The 18,067-nt window shown below is 72.7% G+C and carries 18 protein-coding genes; 10 read left to right on the forward strand and 8 right to left on the reverse strand.

Annotation, left to right across the window (positions count from 1 at the left end; genetic code table 11):
- Window positions 1–61: 61 nt before the first annotated feature.
- Entirely contained in the window at window positions 62–2,518 is a 2,457-nt protein-coding gene (locus ABTY61_RS12705; RefSeq protein ID WP_350504967.1) for an HAD-IC family P-type ATPase, read from the reverse strand.
- 52 nt (window positions 2,519–2,570) lie between these two features.
- Entirely contained in the window at window positions 2,571–2,906 is a 336-nt protein-coding gene (locus ABTY61_RS12710) for a DUF2530 domain-containing protein (protein ID WP_350504968.1), read from the reverse strand.
- A gap of 184 nt (window positions 2,907–3,090) precedes the next feature.
- Here ABTY61_RS12710 and ABTY61_RS12715 point away from each other — a divergent pair, with 184 nt between their 5' ends.
- From ABTY61_RS12715 to ABTY61_RS12725, 3 genes are all read left to right on the forward strand, one after another.
- Entirely contained in the window at window positions 3,091–4,545 is a 1,455-nt protein-coding gene (locus ABTY61_RS12715) for an NCS2 family permease (protein WP_350504969.1), read from the forward strand.
- A gap of 112 nt (window positions 4,546–4,657) precedes the next feature.
- Window positions 4,658–4,858 (forward strand): type II toxin-antitoxin system VapB family antitoxin, encoded by a 201-nt coding sequence (locus ABTY61_RS12720; RefSeq protein ID WP_350504970.1) that lies wholly within the window; start codon window positions 4,658–4,660, stop codon window positions 4,856–4,858.
- Window positions 4,855–5,274 (forward strand): PIN domain nuclease, encoded by a 420-nt coding sequence (locus tag ABTY61_RS12725; protein ID WP_350504971.1) that lies wholly within the window; start codon window positions 4,855–4,857, stop codon window positions 5,272–5,274. The genes ABTY61_RS12720 and ABTY61_RS12725 overlap by 4 nt, the downstream gene beginning before the upstream one ends.
- Before the next feature lie 58 nt (window positions 5,275–5,332).
- Here the strand turns inward: ABTY61_RS12725 and ABTY61_RS12730 are convergent, their stop codons facing one another.
- Window positions 5,333–5,782 carry a VOC family protein gene (locus ABTY61_RS12730; RefSeq protein WP_350504972.1) on the reverse strand — a complete coding sequence of 150 codons (450 nt, stop codon included), beginning with the start codon at window positions 5,780–5,782 and terminating at the stop codon, window positions 5,333–5,335.
- A 130-nt stretch (window positions 5,783–5,912) separates the two neighbouring features.
- On the opposite strand from ABTY61_RS12730, the gene ABTY61_RS12735 reads away from it, so the two are divergent.
- Both ABTY61_RS12735 and ABTY61_RS12740 read left to right on the forward strand, forming a co-directional pair.
- Window positions 5,913–6,836: a DUF4231 domain-containing protein gene (locus ABTY61_RS12735; protein WP_350504973.1), complete on the forward strand. Its 924-nt coding sequence runs from the start codon at window positions 5,913–5,915 to the stop codon at window positions 6,834–6,836.
- Window positions 6,837–7,028: 192 nt separating this feature from the next.
- A complete protein-coding gene (locus tag ABTY61_RS12740; RefSeq protein WP_350504974.1) occupies window positions 7,029–8,738 on the forward strand; it encodes a hydrogenase maturation protein in 1,710 nt (569 codons plus the stop codon).
- A gap of 69 nt (window positions 8,739–8,807) precedes the next feature.
- On the opposite strand, the gene ABTY61_RS12745 is transcribed toward ABTY61_RS12740, so the two are convergent.
- Window positions 8,808–9,647, reverse strand: a complete 840-nt coding sequence (locus tag ABTY61_RS12745; protein WP_350504975.1) for an MHYT domain-containing protein — start codon at window positions 9,645–9,647, stop codon at window positions 8,808–8,810.
- Between the two features lie 292 nt (window positions 9,648–9,939).
- A complete protein-coding gene (locus ABTY61_RS12750) occupies window positions 9,940–10,362 on the reverse strand; it encodes a VOC family protein (RefSeq protein ID WP_350504976.1) in 423 nt (140 codons plus the stop codon).
- Between the two features lie 138 nt (window positions 10,363–10,500).
- Here ABTY61_RS12750 and ABTY61_RS12755 point away from each other — a divergent pair, with 138 nt between their 5' ends.
- Window positions 10,501–10,935 (forward strand): MarR family winged helix-turn-helix transcriptional regulator, encoded by a 435-nt coding sequence (locus tag ABTY61_RS12755; protein ID WP_350504977.1) that lies wholly within the window; start codon window positions 10,501–10,503, stop codon window positions 10,933–10,935.
- A 136-nt stretch (window positions 10,936–11,071) separates the two neighbouring features.
- A complete protein-coding gene (locus ABTY61_RS12760) occupies window positions 11,072–12,589 on the forward strand; it encodes an MFS transporter (protein ID WP_502895288.1) in 1,518 nt (505 codons plus the stop codon).
- A gap of 77 nt (window positions 12,590–12,666) precedes the next feature.
- On the opposite strand, the gene ABTY61_RS12765 is transcribed toward ABTY61_RS12760, so the two are convergent.
- Entirely contained in the window at window positions 12,667–13,185 is a 519-nt protein-coding gene (locus tag ABTY61_RS12765) for a GNAT family N-acetyltransferase (RefSeq protein ID WP_350504978.1), read from the reverse strand.
- Window positions 13,186–13,231: 46 nt separating this feature from the next.
- On the opposite strand from ABTY61_RS12765, the gene thpR reads away from it, so the two are divergent.
- Window positions 13,232–13,819: an RNA 2',3'-cyclic phosphodiesterase gene (gene thpR / locus ABTY61_RS12770; RefSeq protein ID WP_350504979.1), complete on the forward strand. Its 588-nt coding sequence runs from the start codon at window positions 13,232–13,234 to the stop codon at window positions 13,817–13,819.
- Between the two features lie 392 nt (window positions 13,820–14,211).
- Here thpR and serC read toward each other — a convergent pair whose 3' ends face one another.
- Complete coding sequence (gene serC / locus ABTY61_RS12775) at window positions 14,212–15,336, reverse strand: phosphoserine transaminase (protein ID WP_350504980.1); 1,125 nt, start codon at window positions 15,334–15,336, stop codon at window positions 14,212–14,214.
- Window positions 15,337–15,486: 150 nt separating this feature from the next.
- Window positions 15,487–16,587, reverse strand: a complete 1,101-nt coding sequence (locus ABTY61_RS12780) for a citrate synthase 2 (RefSeq protein ID WP_350504981.1) — start codon at window positions 16,585–16,587, stop codon at window positions 15,487–15,489.
- Window positions 16,588–17,005: 418 nt separating this feature from the next.
- Between ABTY61_RS12780 and pdxH the strand changes: the two genes are divergently transcribed.
- Together pdxH and fxsA are read left to right on the forward strand one after the other, a co-directional pair.
- Window positions 17,006–17,638 (forward strand): pyridoxamine 5'-phosphate oxidase, encoded by a 633-nt coding sequence (pdxH, locus tag ABTY61_RS12785; protein WP_350505133.1) that lies wholly within the window; start codon window positions 17,006–17,008, stop codon window positions 17,636–17,638.
- A gap of 217 nt (window positions 17,639–17,855) precedes the next feature.
- Entirely contained in the window at window positions 17,856–18,050 is a 195-nt protein-coding gene (gene fxsA / locus ABTY61_RS12790; protein WP_350504982.1) for an FxSxx-COOH cyclophane-containing RiPP peptide, read from the forward strand.
- Window positions 18,051–18,067: the final 17 nt, after the last annotated feature.

Raw genomic sequence — 18,067 nt, forward strand, 5'->3', positions numbered from 1 at the left:
CCCCTCTCGGGGACATGCTACGAGCTGCGCGGCTGTTCGTGCCGCAGCGCTCCGTACCCCCTCACTCCATGCCGCGGCGCTTCATCCAGGCCCAGCCGAACTCCAGGACGATGCCGCAGACCACCGCGATGGCCACGCCCGTCCACGGGTCCCGCCGGCCGACCAGGGAGAGCTGGAAGAAGTCCGACAGCCACGGCACCACCAGCACCAGCGCGAAGGCGAAGCCCATGGCGCCGATCAGCAGCAGACGCCACCAGTTGTACGGGCGGGCGACGATGGCGAGCACCCAGATCGCGATCAGGAAGAGCGTCAGGGTGGCCACGCTGGTGTCGGCCTTGAGGTCGGTGGCGTGGTCGGCCCGGGCCAGCGCGTAGGCGACGAAGGTGCCGGTGCCGGCGATCACGCCGCCCGGGATCGCCAGCCGCAGCACCCGCTTCACGAAGCCGGTGCGGGCCCGCTCGTTGTTGGGGGCGAGGGCGAGGAAGAAGGCCGGCACGCCGATGGTGAGGGTGGACAGCACGGTCGAGTGCCGGGGCAGGAACGGGTACGGCGAGTGGGTGAAGATCACCAGCAGCGCCAACAGGACCGAGTAGACGGTCTTCACCAGGAACAGGCCCGCGACCCGCTCGATGTTGCCGATCACCCGGCGGCCCTCGGCGACCACCGAGGGCAGGGTCGCGAAGGAGTCGTTCAGCAGCACGATCTGGGCGACCGCCTTGGTGGCGTCCGAGCCGGTGCCCATCGCCACGCCGATGTCGGCGTCCTTGAGCGCGAGCACGTCGTTGACGCCGTCGCCGGTCATCGCCACGGTGTGGCCGCGCGACTGCAGCGCCCCGACCAGCTGGCGCTTCTGCTGCGGGGTGACCCGGCCGAAGACGCTGGTCCGGTCGGCGGTCTCGGCGAGCTGCTCCGGGTCCGTCGGCAGGGTGCGGGCGTCCAGCGGACGGTCCGCGCCGGGCAGTCCGAGGTGGCCGGCCACCGCACCGACCGAGACGGCCGCGTCGCCGGAGATCACCTTGGCCCGGACGTTCTGGCCCTCGAAGTAGCGCAGGGTGTCGGCGGCGTCCGCGCGCAGCCGCTGCTGGAGCACCACCAGGGCCAGCGGGGTGAGCCCGGCGGCCGGGTCGGGGGAGTCCAGCGGGACGGGCGTGCGGCCGAGCAGCAGCACCCGCAGGCCCTGGGCGCCCAGCTCGTCCACCTCGGCGAGCGCCGGGTGCCCGGCGGGCAGCAGCACGTCCGGGGCGCCGAGCAGCCAGCTGGCCTCGCCGCCCTGGGGCTCCAGCAGTTGCACGCCGCTCCACTTGCGGGCGGAGGAGAAGGGCATCGCCTCGATCACCCGCCAGCCGCCGCCCCCCGGGCCGTCGCCGTCGCCGCGCCCGTACGCGTCGATCACGGCCTGCATGGACGGGTTGGGGCGGGCGTCGGCCCCGGCCATCACGGCGAGCGCGTGCTTGACGGTCTCCGGGTCGACCGGGGCGGGCCCGCCGTCGGCGATCACCCGCAGGTCGATGACGTCCATGCCGCCCTCGGTGAGGGTGCCGGTCTTGTCCAGGCAGACGGTGTCCACCCGGGCCAGGCCCTCGATCGCCGGGAGCTCCTGGACCAGGCACTGCCGGCGGCCCAGCCGGATCACGCCGATCGCGAAGGCCACCGAGGTCAGCAGCACCAGGCCCTCGGGGACCATCGGCACGATGCCGGCCACCATCCGGCGCACCGCCTCGCGCCAGTCGCGGCCCTCGACGGCCAGCTGGCTGATGATCAGGCCGAGCGCGGTGGGGATCAGCAGGTAGGTGATGAACCGCAGGATGCTGTTGATGCCGCTGCGCAGCTCCGACTTCACCAGGGTGAACTTGCTGGCCTCCTCGGCCAGCTGCGCCGCGTAGGCCTCCCGGCCGACCCTGGTGGCGGTGAACGCGCCCGCGCCGGCCACCACGAAGCTGCCGGACATCACTTGCGCGCCGGGCTGCTTGAGGACGGGGTCGGGCTCGCCGGTGAGCAGGGACTCGTCGATCTCCAGGCCGTCCGCCTCGGTGACCTCGCCGTCGACGATCACCTTGTCGCCGATGCCGAGCAGCACGGTGTCGTCGAGGACGATCTCGGAGACGGCGATCTGCTGGACGGCGCCGTCCCGGCGGACCTGCGGCTTGGCCTCGCCGATCAGGGCCAGGCTGTCCAGGGTCTTCTTGGCGCGCAGCTCCTGGATGATGCCGATCGCCGTGTTGGCCACGATGACCAGGCCGAACAGGCCGTCCTGGAGCGGTCCGACGATCAGGATGATGCCGAACATGATGCCGATGATGGCGTTGAAGCGGGTGAAGACGTTGGCCCGGACGATCTCCTTGGTCGACCGGCTGGACCGTACCGGTACGTCGTTGACCTGTCCGTTCGCCACCCGCTCGGCCACCTCGGCGGCGGTCAGGCCGCCGCGCCGCCCGGGCAGCAGCCCGAGCGGGTGCGCTCCGTCGGGGCGGGCTCCGGCGGTCGGCTGCTCTTCCGCGGGCTGGGCAGGCTGCGTCATGGCACCGACTCTACGGGCGCCTTATGTCCGATGCGTGCTACTAAAGGACTATTCAGTCCGACTGGGTGGCAGGCCCGGAACCGTTCCCGGAACCGGTCCCGGAGTCGCCGCCGTCCGCCACCCGCGCGGCGGCGTCGGCGGCCTCGGCGGCGCGGCTGCGGGCGATCGCGTCCCGGCGGGCGCGGCAGTACCAGAGGCCGATCAGGCCGAGCAGGCCGCCGGAGAGGCAGATCCACGGCCAGGTGCCGTGGCCGTGGTCGGAGAGGGTGCCCTGGAAGGGGAGCAGGGCGAGGAAGGCGACGAACCACAGCACCGTGCCGGCGCCGACGATGGCGACGTCATTGGCCTCCAGCGGAGGGGGCGAGGGGTGCAGCGGCGTCTTGGGCATGGGGCCTAGCGTACGGTGCGCGGGGGCCCCGAGGGATGTGGTGGCCGGCCGGTCGGCCCGGCCCGGGCTCTACGCGCGAAGATAGCGCGTGTGCGACCGGGAAACCATACTTAAAGGTCCACGCCCGGCCACCGTCGCCCCGGGCGGTCCCCCCCTCCTCAGCTCCCCCACAGAGGACGCACGCATGCCTGTGGTCCAGTCGACCACCGAGTCGCCCGAACCCGCGGAATCCGCGCCCCCCACCGGCGCCCTGGACCGCTACTTCAAGATCAGCGAGCGCGGTTCCAGCCTGTCGCGCGAGATCCGCGGCGGTGTCGCCACCTTCTTCACCATGGCGTACATCCTGGTGCTGAACCCGATCATCCTGGCCAGCGCCACGGACATGACCGGGGCCCACCTGGACAGCGCCCAGCTGGTCACCGCCACCGCCCTCACCGCCGGCCTCACCACCCTGCTGATGGGCGTGGTCGGCAACGTGCCGATCGGCCTGGCGGCCGGACTCGGCGTCAACACCATCGTGGCGCTCCAGCTCGCGCCCAAGATGACCTGGCCGGACGCCATGGGCATGGTGGTGCTGGCCGGCTTCGCGATCATGCTCCTGGTCGCCACCGGCCTGCGCGAGCGGGTCATGAACGCCGTGCCGCTCGGCCTGCGCAAGGCCATCGCGATCGGCATCGGCTTGTTCATCAGCCTGGTCGGCCTGGTCGACTCCGGCTTCGTCAGCCGCATCCCGGACGCCGCCCACACCACCGTCCCGCTCCAGCTCGGCGGCAACGGCCACCTGCTCGGCTTCCCGGTGCTGGTCTTCGTGTTCGGCCTGCTGCTGACCCTGATCCTGGTCATCCGCAAGGTGCCGGGCGCCATCCTGATCAGCATCGCGGCCGCCACCGTGCTCGCCCTGGTGCTCGACAAGGTCGCCGACGTCCCGGCGCTCAAGTGGGGCCTCACCGTCCCCACCTGGCCCGGCAACCCGGTGGCCGCCCCGGACTTCGGCCTGGTCGGCAAGGTCAGCCTGTTCGGCGGCTTCGGGAAGGTCGGCGTGCTGACCGGCGCGCTGTTCGTCTTCACCGTGCTGATGTCCTGCTTCTTCGACGCGATGGGCACCATCCTCGGCGTCGCCGACGAGGCCCACCTGCTGGACGAGAAGGGCGACCTGCCCGGCATCAACCGGATCCTGATGGTCGACGGCATCGCCACCGCGGCCGGCGGCGCCACCTCCGCCTCCGCCAACACCTGCTTCGTCGAGTCCACCGCCGGCGTCGGCGAGGGCGCCCGCACCGGCTTCGCCTCGATCGTCACCGGCCTGCTCTTCGTGGTGGCGCTGTTCCTCACCCCGCTGGCCACCATGGTCCCGGCCCAGGCCGCCACCCCGGCCCTGGTCACGGTCGGCTTCCTGATCCTGGCCAACTCGATCAAGGAGATCGACTGGGCGGACTACACCATCGCGATCCCGGCCTTCCTGACCATCGTGATGATGCCGTTCACCTACTCGATCACCAACGGCTTGGGTATCGGGTTCATCACCTTCACGATCCTCCGCGTCGCCGCCGGCCGGGGACGTGAGGTGCCGGCGGCGATGTACGCCGTGGCCGGTGTGTTCGCCTTCTACTACCTGATGCCCGCGTTCGGTCTGATCTGACCCCGCACGGCCCCTCGACGGCCCCGCACCCGACCGGGTGCGGGGCCGTCTTGATATCGGGAGTGCGCCTGGACTGATATCGTTTTCTTGTTCTTGGCCGAGGGAGGAAGCCATGGCACGTACGGTGATCGATCTCGATGACGACCTTCTCGCCGAGGCACAGCGCCTCTTCGGCACGACCACCAAGGTCGCCACGGTCAATGCGGCACTACTGGAGGCCGTGAAGCTGGCCAGGCGGATAGAGCTCGCCGATGCCATCGCCAACGGGGAGTTCGACCTCCTCGACGAGTCGGGCGGGTCTGCGGCGGCGTGACCCGAGAGCGCTTCCTGATCGACAAGTCGGCCCTGGCGCGCTGGGGAAAGCCGACGGTGCGGCCCGTTCTCGACGATCTCTCGCAGCGCGCGCTGCTGGCTGTGAGCGCGGCCGTCGAGATGGAGGTCCTGCACAGCGCCCGAAGCGCGGCGGAGGCCGATCGACTGAGCCATCTGCTCCGGGGTTTCGACTACCTGCCGTGCACCGACGAGGTATGGGACCGGGCCAAGGAGATTCAGCACCGTGCCCTGTTCCGGGGCAACCACCGTGCCCTGTCCATGGCCGACATGCTGATCGCCGCCACGGCTGAGCGGCACGGCGTGACCGTCCTGCACTACGACGGCGACTACGACATGATCGCGGCCATCACGGGACAGCCCACGCGGTGGGTCGTCCCGGCCGGGGCGGCGGACTGAGTCCTCCTCGCACGGCCCCTCGACGGCCCCGCACCCGACCGGGTGCGGGGCCGTCGTGTCACTGGACGTCGAACTCGTTGCCCTCCGGGTCGGCCATGGTGGTCCAGGCGCCGCCGGGCTCGGCGACCTCGCGCAGGACGGTGGCGCCGAGGGCTTCGAGGCGGGTGACGGTGGCCGCGCGCTCGCCCGGGCCGGGGTGGAGGTCCAGGTGGAGGCGGTTCTTGGCCTGCTTGGCCTCCGGGACGGCCTGGAACAGGATGCGGCGCCCGAGGCCGGTGTCGGAGGCCGGGTCGTACGGGTCCTCGGGGTGGCGGACCGCGGCGAGGGTGCGCCAGGCCGGGTGGCCGTCCACCTCGGTGAGGGCGTCCGGGGTGATCGCGCCGGCCTCCAGCAGCCGGGCGATCAGGGCGGCGTGGTCCTCGACGGTGTAGTCGAGGGCGGCGCCCCAGAAGGCGGCCTGGCGGTGCGGGTCGGCGCAGTCGACGACGAGTTTCCAGTGCAGCGGCATGTAACCGGTTATATCGGTTACGACTGGGAGGGGCAATCACCGGCGGTCGGAAGGTGTCAAAAAGGCGACCGTGTAGGGCAGTTGGCGGCGGGAATACTGCCTGGACGGAGATGGGGAGGGGACTCGACCGATGGTGCAACAGGATCCGCCCGGGGGAGTGGAGGCGCGACTGCTGCCGGAGCTGTTCTGGCGGGCGGACAAGGCCTCGCTGGACGGGCAGCGCGAGACGCTCCGCTGGCACCGCGGACTGATCGCCATGCTGGTGGTCGCCGCGCTGATCGGCTCGCTCCCGGGCCCGGACCACAAGGGCGACAGCGATATCAAGCCACTGTTCTCGGTGGCCGCCTTCCTGATCGCCGGCTACTTCTGGTCCCGGCTGCGCCGCGGCAACCCGCAGGGCCGGTGGTACGAGGCGCGGGCGGCGGCGGAGTCGGTCAAGACGCTGGCCTGGAAGTACAGCGTCCGGGCCCGGCCGTTCGGCGGCGAGGCCGACTCGCCGGACGCCGACCGCGGCTACCTGCTGCAGGTCGAGGACGTGCTGCGGGCCTTCGAGGACCCGGAGATCGTGCCGCCCGGCAGTGTCCCGGAGATCACCGAGGAGATGCGCAACGCCCGGGCCGGGAACCTCACCTCCCGGCGCACCCTGTACCTGCGCACCCGGGTCGAGAGCCAGCGGACCTGGTACCGCTCCCGGGCCGACTCCTGCGAGTCCCAGGCGGTCTCCTGGGGGCTCGGCATCGCGGCGCTGATCATCATCGGCGCCGCGGCGGCGATCGCCCAGGCCACCGGTGCTCTGGAGGTGCACATCTTCGGCGCCAGCTCGGCCGCGGCCGCGGCGATCATCGCCTGGACCCAGCTCAAGCAGCTGCGTCCGCTGGCCGCCGCGTACCAACTGGCCGCGCGCGAACTGGAGAACGTCGGCAACCAGCTGTCCGACCTCGACCTCAAGACGCCGGACGCCGAGGAGCGCTGGGCCCGGCTGGCCGCCGAGGCCGAGGACGCGGTCTCCCGCGAGCACACCACCTGGCGGGCCCGCCGGGCGTTCCCGCGGTAGCGCTGCTCCTCCGGCGCCACCCCAACTCGGGGGAGGGGCTGGGGAGATCCGGCGAAACGGGGCCACGCCGGGGGCACAGGTGTGCGGGGTGCGTGAGAGTGGGGCGCCGGGGCGCGGAACGTGACCATTACGTGTCCATGCCCTGGTTTCATCGCCTCCGCGCGACCCGCAGTCCCTGCTCGGAGGCCCCCTGTGCGCATTCTCCTGATCGCCACCGCGTTCAACAGCCTGACCCAGCGCGTCCACCTCGAGCTGCGCGAGCGCGGCCACCAGGTCGCCGTCCAACTCGCCCTCGGCGACGAGCAGATGAGGGAGGCGGTGGCCCGGGTCGACCCGGAGCTGATCATCTGCCCGATGCTCACCAGGGCCGTCCCGGCCGACATCTGGTCGACCCGGACGGTCCTGATCGTGCACCCGGGCCCCAAGGGCGACCGCGGCCCCTCCTCGCTCGACTGGGCGATCACCGAGGACGCCCGGCGCTGGGGCGTCACCGTGCTGCAGGCCGTCGAGGAGATGGACGCGGGCGACATCTGGGCCTGCGTCGAGTTCCCCGTCCCCGACTGCGGCAAGAGCGAGCTGTACCGGGGCGAGGTCGCGGACGCCGCCGTCGAGGCCGTCCTGCTGGCCGTCCAGCGGTACGAGGGCGGGCTGTACACCCCCGAGCCGCTGGACTACGACCGCCCCGACGTGCGCGGCGAACTGCGGCCCCTGCTGCGCCAGGAGGCCCGCCGGATCGACTGGGGGCACGACGACACCGCCACCGTGCTGCGCAAGCTGCGCGCCGCCGACTCCCAGCCCGGCGTGCTGGACGAGCTGTACGGGCGCGAGTTCTTCCTGCACGGCGGCCACCCCGAGGACGAGCTGCGCGGCCCCGAGCCCGGCGCCGTGCTGGCCACCCGGGACGGCGCGATCTGCCGGGCCACCGTGGACGGCGCGGTCTGGATCCCCCAGCTGCGCCCGCGCCGCACCCCCGGCGGGCCGGTCACCTTCAAGCTGCCCGCCGCGACGGTGCTCGCCGACGAGCTGCACCGGGTCCGCGAAGTGCCGGTGACCCCGGAGCAGGCCGCCCGGCGGACCACCTGGTCGGAGCTGCGCTACCACGAGGACGGCGAGGTCGGCTTCCTCGAATTCGGCTACGCCGGCGGGGCGATGAGCACCGAGCAGTGCCGCCGGCTGCTGGCCGCCTACCGCGCGGCCGCCGACCGGCCCACCTCGGTGCTGGTGCTGGGCGCGCCCCGGGACTTCTACTCCAACGGGATCCACCTCAACGTCATCGAGGGCGCGGCCTTCCCGGCGCTGGAGTCCTGGGAGAACATCAACGCGATGGACGACCTGGTCGAGGCCGTCCTGACCACCGACGACAAGCTGACCGTCGCCGCGCTGGCCGGGAACGCGGCGGCCGGCGGCCTGATGCTGGCGCTGGCCGCCGACGAGGTGTGGTGCCGGGACTCGGCGGTGCTCAACCCGCACTACCGGCTGATGGGCCTGTACGGCTCCGAGTACTGGACGTACACCTTGCCGGCCCGGGTCGGCGCCGAGCAGGCCGAGCGGCTCACCACCGAGGCGCTCCCGGTCGGGGCCGAACACGCCCGCCGGATCGGCCTGGTGGACCGCACGGCCGGCGGGGACGCGGCGGAGTTCCGCCGCTGGACGGCCCGGGAGGCCGCCCGGCTGGCCGCCTCGCCGGAGCTCACCGGGCGGCTGGTGGACAAGAAGCGCCGCCGGGCCGAGGACGAGGAGGCGAAGCCGCTGGCCGAGTACCGGGCGGAGGAACTGCGCCGGATGCACGCCAACTTCTACCGGGCGGGCGAGCCGTACCACGCGCTGCGGCGGGACTTCGTGCGCAAGGCCTGCCCGGTGGCCACGCCGGAGCACCTGACCGGGCTGCTCGGCCGGCCCTGAGGGGGCTCCCGGAACGATGACGGCCGGCCGGGGTGGGGGACCCGGCCGGCCGTCGGCTTCGTGTGCCGCTCAGCGCCGGGCGGCGGCCCCGTCCAGCGGCCGGCGCCGCGGCTGCCGCTGCTCGGGGACGCGGGCCGCCCGCGGGGGCAGCGGGGCCGCCGGGCCGACGAGCAGCGGCTGGGTGGAGGGCTTGCTCGGGGAGACGGCGAAGGCCAGCGAGCCGAAGAACACGTAGCAGCCGAGTCCGACCCCGAGCGGGAAGATGAACTGCAGTGCCATCACCCCGTCCTGGGTGGACTGCGAGGCGTCCAGCCGGACCGAGAGCGCGGCCATGCCGGTGTAGTGCATCGCGCAGACCGCGACGCCCATCACCGGCGCGGCGGCCAGGACGGCGAGGGTGCCCCGGATGTTCAGCGCGGCCCAGAGCGCGGCCGTCGCCGCGAACACCGCGATGCCGACCGACAGCCACACCGTGACGTGGTCGTAGCCGAGCCGGCCGGGCAGCACCATCGCGGCCATGCCCAGGTAGTGCATCGCGGCGACCCCGAGCCCGGTGGTCAGCCCGCCGATCAGCAGGGACAGCACCGGACTGCTGCGCCAGTACCCGACGGTGAACAGCCCGATGCCGACCACCGCGACGGCGACCAGCAGGCTGAGCACGGTGAGCCCCGGCTGGTAGGTGATCTCGGCGCCGGTGACGGAGAAGCCCAGCATCGCGATGAAGTGCATCGACCAGATGCCGGCGCCGAGCGAGGTCGAGGCGAAGAGCAGCCAGACGGCCCGGGTCCGGCCCTGCGAGACGAGCGCCCAACGGGCGCTGCGCAGCGCCACGAAGGCGCCGAGGCAGGCGACGAAGTACGAGACCGCCGGTGTCACCCAGCCGTGGTCGGCATGGTGGATCTCACCCAATTGAGCTCCCTGGACGAGGGGTTGCGGGCGCCAGGGTTCGGGCGGAGGGGGTCGGCCGGAGGCCGTGGAAGGTGGGTTTCGCGCGCGGACGGGCGCGGAGGGGCTCCGCCGAAGGGGAGACCTGGCGTGGTGATGCCCCTGACAACCCGGGACAGTAACCACTGCCCGGTGGTCGCACAAGGTTCGCGCTTTTCGTGAAGTCCCAGGTCAGGATGGGCCTTTACGCGGCCTGCAAGATCTCGGCACCAAGCCCTGACACCGCCTGCGCACGACCTGCGGGCACGTTCGTACGTTACTCCAGCGGGGCCAGCCCGAACGGGTGGCCGGCCGGGTCGATCAACACCTTGAGCGTGCGGCCGTGCTGGTAGCTCGGTTCGGTCGCGCCGAGCGCGAGGGCCTTGGCGGTGGACTCCTCCAGGTCGTCGACGTAGAAGTCGAGGTGGAAGTGCTTGCTGCCGTCCGGCTCGGTCCACGGCTCCGGCCGGTAGCCCGTCACCCGTCCGAAGCCCAGGGGGCTGCCGCCCTCCGGGTTGTCCAGGATCGCGAAGCGCTCGTCCACGTGGCGGGTCTCCCAGCCCAGCAGCTCGCCGTAGAACGACGCCAGCGCGACCGGGTCGGCGCAGTCGATGGTGACCATGGCGAGCCGGGCGAAGCCGGAGTCGTCCGGCACTGACTGTGCGGATTGCGCGGGTTGCTCGGAGGCGAGGTCGGACATGTCTGGTCGGCCCTTCCGGGAGGGGGAACGATCACCCATCACCAATATGGCACCGGGCCGATCCTCCGGCGCGGTGGGCGGTCTCCCTCGGGCGGCGGGCGTTTTTCCTTAGCGAGGGTAATGACGTAAGCTAAAGAGATGCCCGAGATGTCCGAGCCGGACCTCGCAGCGATCTCACAGCTGCGGTCGTCCACGATGCGCCTCTCCCGACGACTCAAACACCAACGGGTGGAGGAGTCGCTGAGTCCTACCGAGATGGGGGTGCTGGGCACCCTCGCCCGGTGCGGGAAGGCGACGCCGGGTGAGCTCGCCCGGAAAGAGCACGTGCAGCCTCCTTCGATGACCAGGATCGTCGCGATGCTGGAGGAGAAGGGGCTGGTGCGGCGGGAGCCGCACCCCGAGGACCGCCGCCAGGTGGTCGTCAGCAGCACCGAGCAGGCCGAGGCGATCCTCGCGGAGAGCCGTCGACGCCGGAACGCCTGGCTCGCCGAGCTCGCCCAGGGGCTCGACGACGAGGAATGGGCCGTCCTCAGGGAGGCCGCGCCCGTGCTCTACAAGCTCGCCCACCTGTAACTCGCACAGCTCGAGGCACACCGACCCCGGCCGGCCGCCGGGAGGAGAAGGAGCCCGCATCACCGCAGGACCGACCACCGTAACCAGGAGCGCGACGGCCCCCGCCGGGGTCGTCGCGCCGCGAGGGGAGACCACCGTGACACCGCCGGCCGCAGCCAGCGCCGCCGCCCGTACCACCGACCCGACCACCGACCCCGCCGCGGACCGTACCGCGGCCGCCGACGCCCAGGCCCCCGCCCCCAGCGGACTGCCCGGCAGCGGCGACGACGACCCCGACGAACGCACCGCGGCGGACTCCGCCGCTCAGGGCCGAACCCGATCGGCCTCGTCCCCCACAGGCGCCGAGTTCACCAGGCCCCGGGGGATGTTCTCCTCCCTGCGCGTTCGCAACTACCGCTACTACTTCGCCGGCCAGGTGGTGTCCAACACCGGCACCTGGATGCAGCGGATCGCCCAGGACTGGCTGGTCCTGAGCCTGACCGGCAGCCCGCTCGCGGTCGGCATCACCACCGCCATGCAGTTCCTGCCGATGCTGCTGCTCGGCCTGTTCGGCGGCGTGCTCGCCGACCGGATGCCCAAGCGCCGGCTGCTGATCTACACCCAGGGCGCGATGGGCCTGCTCGCCGCGGGCCTGGCCGCGCTGACCATCGGCGACGTGGTGACCCCGTACTACGTGTACGGCTTCGCCCTGCTGCTCGGCCTGGTCACCGTGGTCGACAACCCGACCCGGCAGGCCTTCGTGTCCGAGATGGTCGGCCCCAAGGACCTCGCCAACGCCGTCAGCCTGAACGCCGCCAACTTCCAGACCGCCCGGCTGGTCGGCCCCGCCGTCGCGGGCCTGCTGATCGCCGCGGTCGGCAGCGGCTGGGCGTTCGCCGTCAACGCGCTGTCCTTCGCCGCCGTGATCGGCGGGCTGCTCGCGATGCGGGAGTCCGAGCTGCGCCCGACCGAGCCGATCGCCCGCGAGAAGGGCCAGCTGCGCGAGGGCCTGCGGTACGTGAAGGAGCGGCCCGAGCTGCTCTGGCCGATGGTGCTGGCCGGCTTCATCGGCACCTTCGGGTTCAACTTCCCGACACTGCTCGCCGGGTTCGCCCACGACACCTTCAAGGTCGGCGCCGGCGAGTACGGCCTGCTGAACACCGCGATGGCCGTCGGCTCGCTGGCCGGCGCGCTGCTCGCCGCCCGCCGCGGCGCGCCCCGGCTGCGCCGGCTGGTCGGCGCGGCGCTGGCCTTCGGCATCCTGGAGGTGGTCGCGGCCCTCGCGCCCGACTACTGGACCTTCGCGCTGCTGCTGACGCTGATCGGGGTGTTCGGGCTGAGCTTCAACACCTCGGTCAACTCGATGCTGCAGCTCGGCACCGACCCCGAGATGCGCGGTCGGGTGATGGGCCTGCTGGTGCTGGTCTTCACCGGTGGCACGCCGATCGGCGCCCCGGTCGTCGGCTGGGTCACCGCCTCGTACGGGCCCCGGCTGGGCCTGCTGGCCTGTGGCGCGGTGTCCGCGCTGGCGGCCGGCGCGGTCGGCCTGGTGCTGGCCCGCAGCGCGGACCTCAAGGTGCGGGTCGACCTGCACCCCGGCCGCGGCGGGCGCGTGGTGGCCGTCGTGCCGCGCGTCGTCCCGGCGCGCAGGTCCGAGCTGGCGCCCGCCTGCTGATGCCGCGTCAGGAAGCCTCGGGGTAGCCCCCCGGGGCTTCCTGACAGTGCGTCAGGGCGGGGCGTCGGGGTGGAACGTCAGAGCCGGATCTCCAGCACCTGGCCGGGCCAGACGCCGGCCGGCTGCTCGACCTCGAAGCCCTCCAACTCGGTGAAGCCGAGCGCCCGGTACCGGCCGACCAGCTTGCGGTCGTCGCCCGCGTAGCAGTCCACCCGCAGCAGCCCGTGGCCGCGCCGACGGGCCTCCTCGATCGCGTCGGCGATCAGCGCGGCGCCGATGCCGGAGCCCTTGCGGCTGCGGTCGGTGACCAGGAGGCGGACGAAGAGCTCGGGCTCCGCCGAGACGGGGACGTACTTGCCGCGCTGCTCGGCCAGCACGCAGCAGCCGACGGTGCGACCGTCCTCGTCCACGGCGAGGCGGATCAGGAAGGGCTCCTCGGTGTACCCGGTGACCTGGTCGATGCGGGCCCGGTCGGTACTGAAGGGCTGGTCGCCCCACTGGCCGGTGCGTTCCTGCCCGGCCAGCCAGGAGACGGCACCGTCGAGCAGGGACAGGATGTCGGGGACGTCCGCGGACCCCCCGTTGCGGATCTTCATGGAAATCCGTTCTACACCGGACGGCTGGGCGAGGGAAGCTTGGATCATGAGACTGTTCGTCGCGGTCCTGCCGCCCGGCGAGGCACTCCAGGGGCTCTCCGACGCCGTCGCGCCGCTGCACGGGCTGCCCGGGGCGGACCGGCTGCGCTGGACCACCGTCGAGGGCTGGCACCTGACCCTGGCCTTCCTCGGCCAGGTGCCGGCCGAGCGGCTGCCGGAACTGGAGACCGCGCTGGCGGCCGTCGCCGAGGCGCACCCGGCGCACCGGCTGCGGATCGCCGGGGCCGGCCGGTTCGGCGACCGGGTGCTCTGGGCCGGGGTCGAGGGGCGGACCTGGGCGCTGCGCGGGCTCGCGGAGGCCGTGGCCGGGGCCGCCGCCGAGCTGACCGGGGAGGCCGACGCCTTCGCCTTCCACCCGCACCTCACCCTGGCCCGGGCCGGATCCTCGCGCGGCCACCGGCGGGCGGTCCAGCGGGTCGCGGCGGCCGAGCTGGAGGGGCTGGCGGCGGCGCTCGCGGACTACCGGGGGCCGGAGTGGGAGGCCGCCGAGCTGCACCTGATGAAGAGCGACCTGGCCGGGGGCTTCGCCCACTACGAGTCGCTGCGCTCCTGGGCGCTGGCGGACTGGGGCTGAGCGGTCCGGTCCGGGGCGGGGCGGGGCGGTCCGGTCCGGGGCGGTCCGGGGCTGCACGGTCCGGGGCTGAGCCGTCCGGGGCGGGGCCGGGGGCTTCGGAGCGGGCGGTCCGGAGCGGGGCTGGGCGGGGCCTCGGATTCGCGTGGGTGTGAGCCGGAGGTACGCTCGTTGACCGTGGATCCCAAGACTCGAATGCGCATCGTCTCCGGCACCCTGGTGCTGCTGCTGGTCGTCGTGCTGATCAGCTCGCTGGCCGGCAAGTAGCCCCGGCCCGAGCCGGCCGGCACCCGGGCCTCGGCCGCCCCGGCCCGAGCCGGCCGCCGACGACCCTGGAACGGCGAGAGGGCCACCGCCCGCAGGCGGTGGCCCTCAGTCGTGTCCTCGGGGCGGGCTCAGCCGGCCAGCTGCTCGACCACGTGGTCGATGCAGTGGGTGAGCGCCTCGACGTCCGCCGGGTCGATCGCCGGGAACATCGCGATGCGCAGCTGGTTGCGGCCCAGCTTGCGGTAGGGCTCGGTGTCCACGATCCCGTTGGCACGCAGTGCCTTGGCGACCGCGGCGGCGTCCACCGACTCGTCGAAGTCGATGGTGCCGACCACCTGGGAGCGCTCGGCGGGGTTCGCCACGAACGGGGTCGCGAAGGAGGACTTCTCGGCCCAGGTGTACAGCCGGGACGAGGAGTCGGCCGTACGGGCGACGGCCCAGTCCAGCCCGCCGTTGCCGTTGATCCACTCCAGCTGGTCGGCCAGCAGGAACAGGGTGGCGAGCGACGGGGTGTTGTACGTCTGGTCCTTCGACGAGTTGTCGATGGCCGTCGGCAGCGAGAAGAACGGCGGGATGTAGCGGCCGGAGCCGGCGATCTCGGCGGCGCGCTCCAGGGCGGCCGGGGAGAAGGTGGCCAGCCACAGGCCGCCCTCGGAGGCGAAGGACTTCTGCGGGGCGAAGTAATAGACGTCCGTCTCGGTGATGTCCACCGGCAGGCCGCCAGCGCCCGAGGTGGCGTCCACCAGCACCAGCGAGCCCTCGTCCGCACCCACCGGACGCTTGATCGGCATCGCCACACCGGTCGAGGTCTCGTTGTGGGTGAGGCCGTAGACGTCCACGCCCGCCTCGGCGACCGGCAGCGGGTGGGTGCCCGGGGCGGTCTTGATCACCGTCGGCTCGGCCAGCCACGGGGCGGCCTTGACCGAGGAGGCGAACTTCGAGGAGAACTCGCCGAAGTCCAGGTGCTGGGACTTCTCCCGCACCAGGCCGAAGGCGGCGATGTCCCAGAAGGCGGTGGAGCCGCCGTTGCCGAGGACGACTTCGTAGCCCTCCGGCAGCGAGAACAGGCTGCTCACGCCCTCGCGCACGCGCTTGACCAGGTTCTTGACCGGGGCCTGGCGGTGCGAGGTGCCGAGCAGGGAGGTCTGGGTGGCGGCGAGGGCACTCAGGGCCTCGGGGCGCACCTTGGACGGTCCGCAGCCGAAACGGCCGTCTGCGGGCTTGATGTCAGCGGGGATCTGGATCTGAGCCACGCGCGCAGCCTACCGGCGGAGGGTTCGCCCGGGATACGGTCGTCCGCCCGCTGAGACTGTGATCTTCACTGCCCGGGACGCCGACAGCGGGCCCGGTTCGGAGCCGGACCCGCTGGTCAGAGGCGGTTGTTCAGGTGTTCCGCCGCGGGGTCAGTGCCCGATGGCGTCCCAGCCCTCGATCTCCTCGGGGCGGCGCGGGCCGGGGCCGATGTAGCGCGCGGCGGGGCGCACGAGCCGACCCGTGCGCTTCTGCTCCAGGATGTGCGCCGACCAGCCGGCGGTGCGGGCACAGGTGAACATCGAGGTGAACATGTGCGCCGGGACCTCGGCGAAGTCCAGCATGATGGCGGCCCAGAACTCGACGTTGGTGGCGAGCACGCGGTCGGGGCGGCGGTTGTGCAGCTCCTCCAGCGCGGCCTTCTCCAGCGCCTCGGCGACCTCGAAGCGCGGCGCGCCGAGCTCCTTGGCGGTGCGGCGCAGCACGCGGGCGCGCGGGTCCTCGGCGCGGTAGACGCGGTGGCCGAAGCCCATCAGGCGCTCGCCCTTGTCCAGGGCGTTCTTGACCCACGCGGTCGCGTCGCCGGTGCGCTCGATCTCCTCGATCATGCCGAGCACCCGGGAGGGGGCGCCGCCGTGCAGCGGGCCGGACATCGCGCCGACGGCGCCGGAGAGGGCGGCCGCGACGTCGGCGCCGGTGGAGGCGATGACGCGGGCGGTGAAGGTGGAGGCGTTCATGCCGTGCTCTGCGGCGGACGTCCAGTAGGCGTCGATGGCCTTGACGTGCTTCGGGTCCGGCTCGCCGCGCCAGCGGATCATGAACCGCTCGACGACCGTCTCGGCCTTGTCGATCTCGCTCTGCGGGACCATCGGCAGGCCCTGGCCGCGGGCGGACTGGGCGACGTAGGAGAGTGCCATCACGGCGGCCCGGGCGAGGTCGTCGCGGGCCTGCTCGGCGGAGATGTCGAGGAGCGGCTTGAGGCCCCAGACCGGGGCGAGCATGGCGAGCGCGGACTGGACGTCGACCCGGATGTCGCCGGAGTGCACGGGGATCGGGAAGGGCTCGGCGGCCGGCAGGCCGGGGTTGAACTTGCCGTCCACCAGCAGGCCCCAGACGTGGCCGAAGGAGACGTTGCCGACCAGGTCGTCGATGTCGACACCGCGGTACCGCAGGGCGCCGCCTTCACGGTCGGGTTCGGCGATCTCGCTCTCGAACGCGACGACTCCCTCAAGCCCGGGTACGAAGTCGGACATACGACGGCTCCTTCAGTTCTGCGATCGGTGCTCCGCTGTGGTGGGGCGGCGCTCCAGTGACCGAATCGTGGTTGGCACTCGGTGCCAGAGTGACAGGCACGGGGTGCATTGCGCCAGACACCACCGCGGTGATGTTTCCCCTCGGACCGCAAGGCCTTCCCGTTCAGGAGCCGGTCGGGCCCGGGGGACTCCCGCCACCGAGCACCCGGTTCCGGACAATTCCCCGCACGGCGGGCAGCCAAGCGGTGGCGAGTCACCATATCTCCGAGCGGGGTTTGTCCGGAGGTAGCGGTGCCGGTTGCTTGTCGTACGGGATGATGTTGGCGTGCAGACCCCGGAACGCGCCCAGTCGACGCCCCTGAGCCCCGCCACCCGGACCCCGGCCGACGAGCCCCGCCCCGGTCCGGACCCCACCGTGATGCGCGAGCACTACCGCCACGAGGGCCTGGCCGAGGAGGAGCTCGCGCCCGAGCCGATCGGGCAGTTCGCCCGCTGGTTCCACGAGGCGGACGCCGCCGGGGTGGTGGAGCCCAACGCCATGGTGCTCTCCACCGCGGACGCCCAGGGCCGACCCAGCTCGCGCACCGTCCTGCTCAAGGGCTTCGACGCCCGCGGCTTCGTGTTCTTCACCAACTACGGCTCCCGCAAGGGCTCCGAGCTCGCCGTCAACCCGTACGCCGCGCTGCTCTTCCCGTGGATCGCGCTGGGCCGCCAGGTGATCGTCCAGGGCCGGGTGGAGAAGGTCGGCCGGGACGAGACCGCCGCCTACTTCCGCACCCGCCCGCACGGCTCCCAACTCGGCGCCTGGGCCAGCGAACAGTCCAGCCCGGTCGACAGCCGCGCCGTCCTCGAACAGCGCTACGCCGACCTGGAGCGCCGCTACCCCGAGGGCGAGGGGGTGCCCGTCCCGCCGTTCTGGGGCGGCTACCGGGTCGTCCCGGAGGCGGTCGAGTTCTGGCAGGGGCGCGCGAACCGGCTGCACGACCGCCTGCGCTACCTCGCCGACCCGGCGGGCCCCGCCGGTTGGCGGGTGGAGCGGCTCTGCCCGTGACGGCGGGGGGTCGGGCCGCGGGGGTCGTGGGGTCGGGCCGCCGGACGGAGTGTCGCGTGTCCGGGCGCGGCGGTCACCCGGATCTGACGCACCGTCACCGTTTTGTGTAGAATGTGCGCGTCGCGGACCGGAGTCGAGGATTTTTCGGCTACCGGCCCGCGGTGCCTGCGTGATCGGGTCGTGCCTGCGTGCATCGTAGCGAGGGACTAAGGGACTGATGGGCGTCACCGGTGCGGAAACCGTCGCTGGACTCGACTCCGACCTGGTCGACGTCGCCGCCCTGCCGCTCGACGAGCTCGACGCCCTGCCCGACACCGTCCTCGGCGACCTGCTGCGCCGGGTCGTGGCGGACGCCCTGACTCCCGGGGCGGAGCCGCTCGCCGCCTTCCAGTCGGCGCTCGAACTCCGCTGACCCACCGCTGACCACGG

It is taken from the genome of Kitasatospora sp. NPDC096128 (assembly GCF_040303105.1).
GTDB lineage: Bacteria > Actinomycetota > Actinomycetes > Streptomycetales > Streptomycetaceae > Kitasatospora.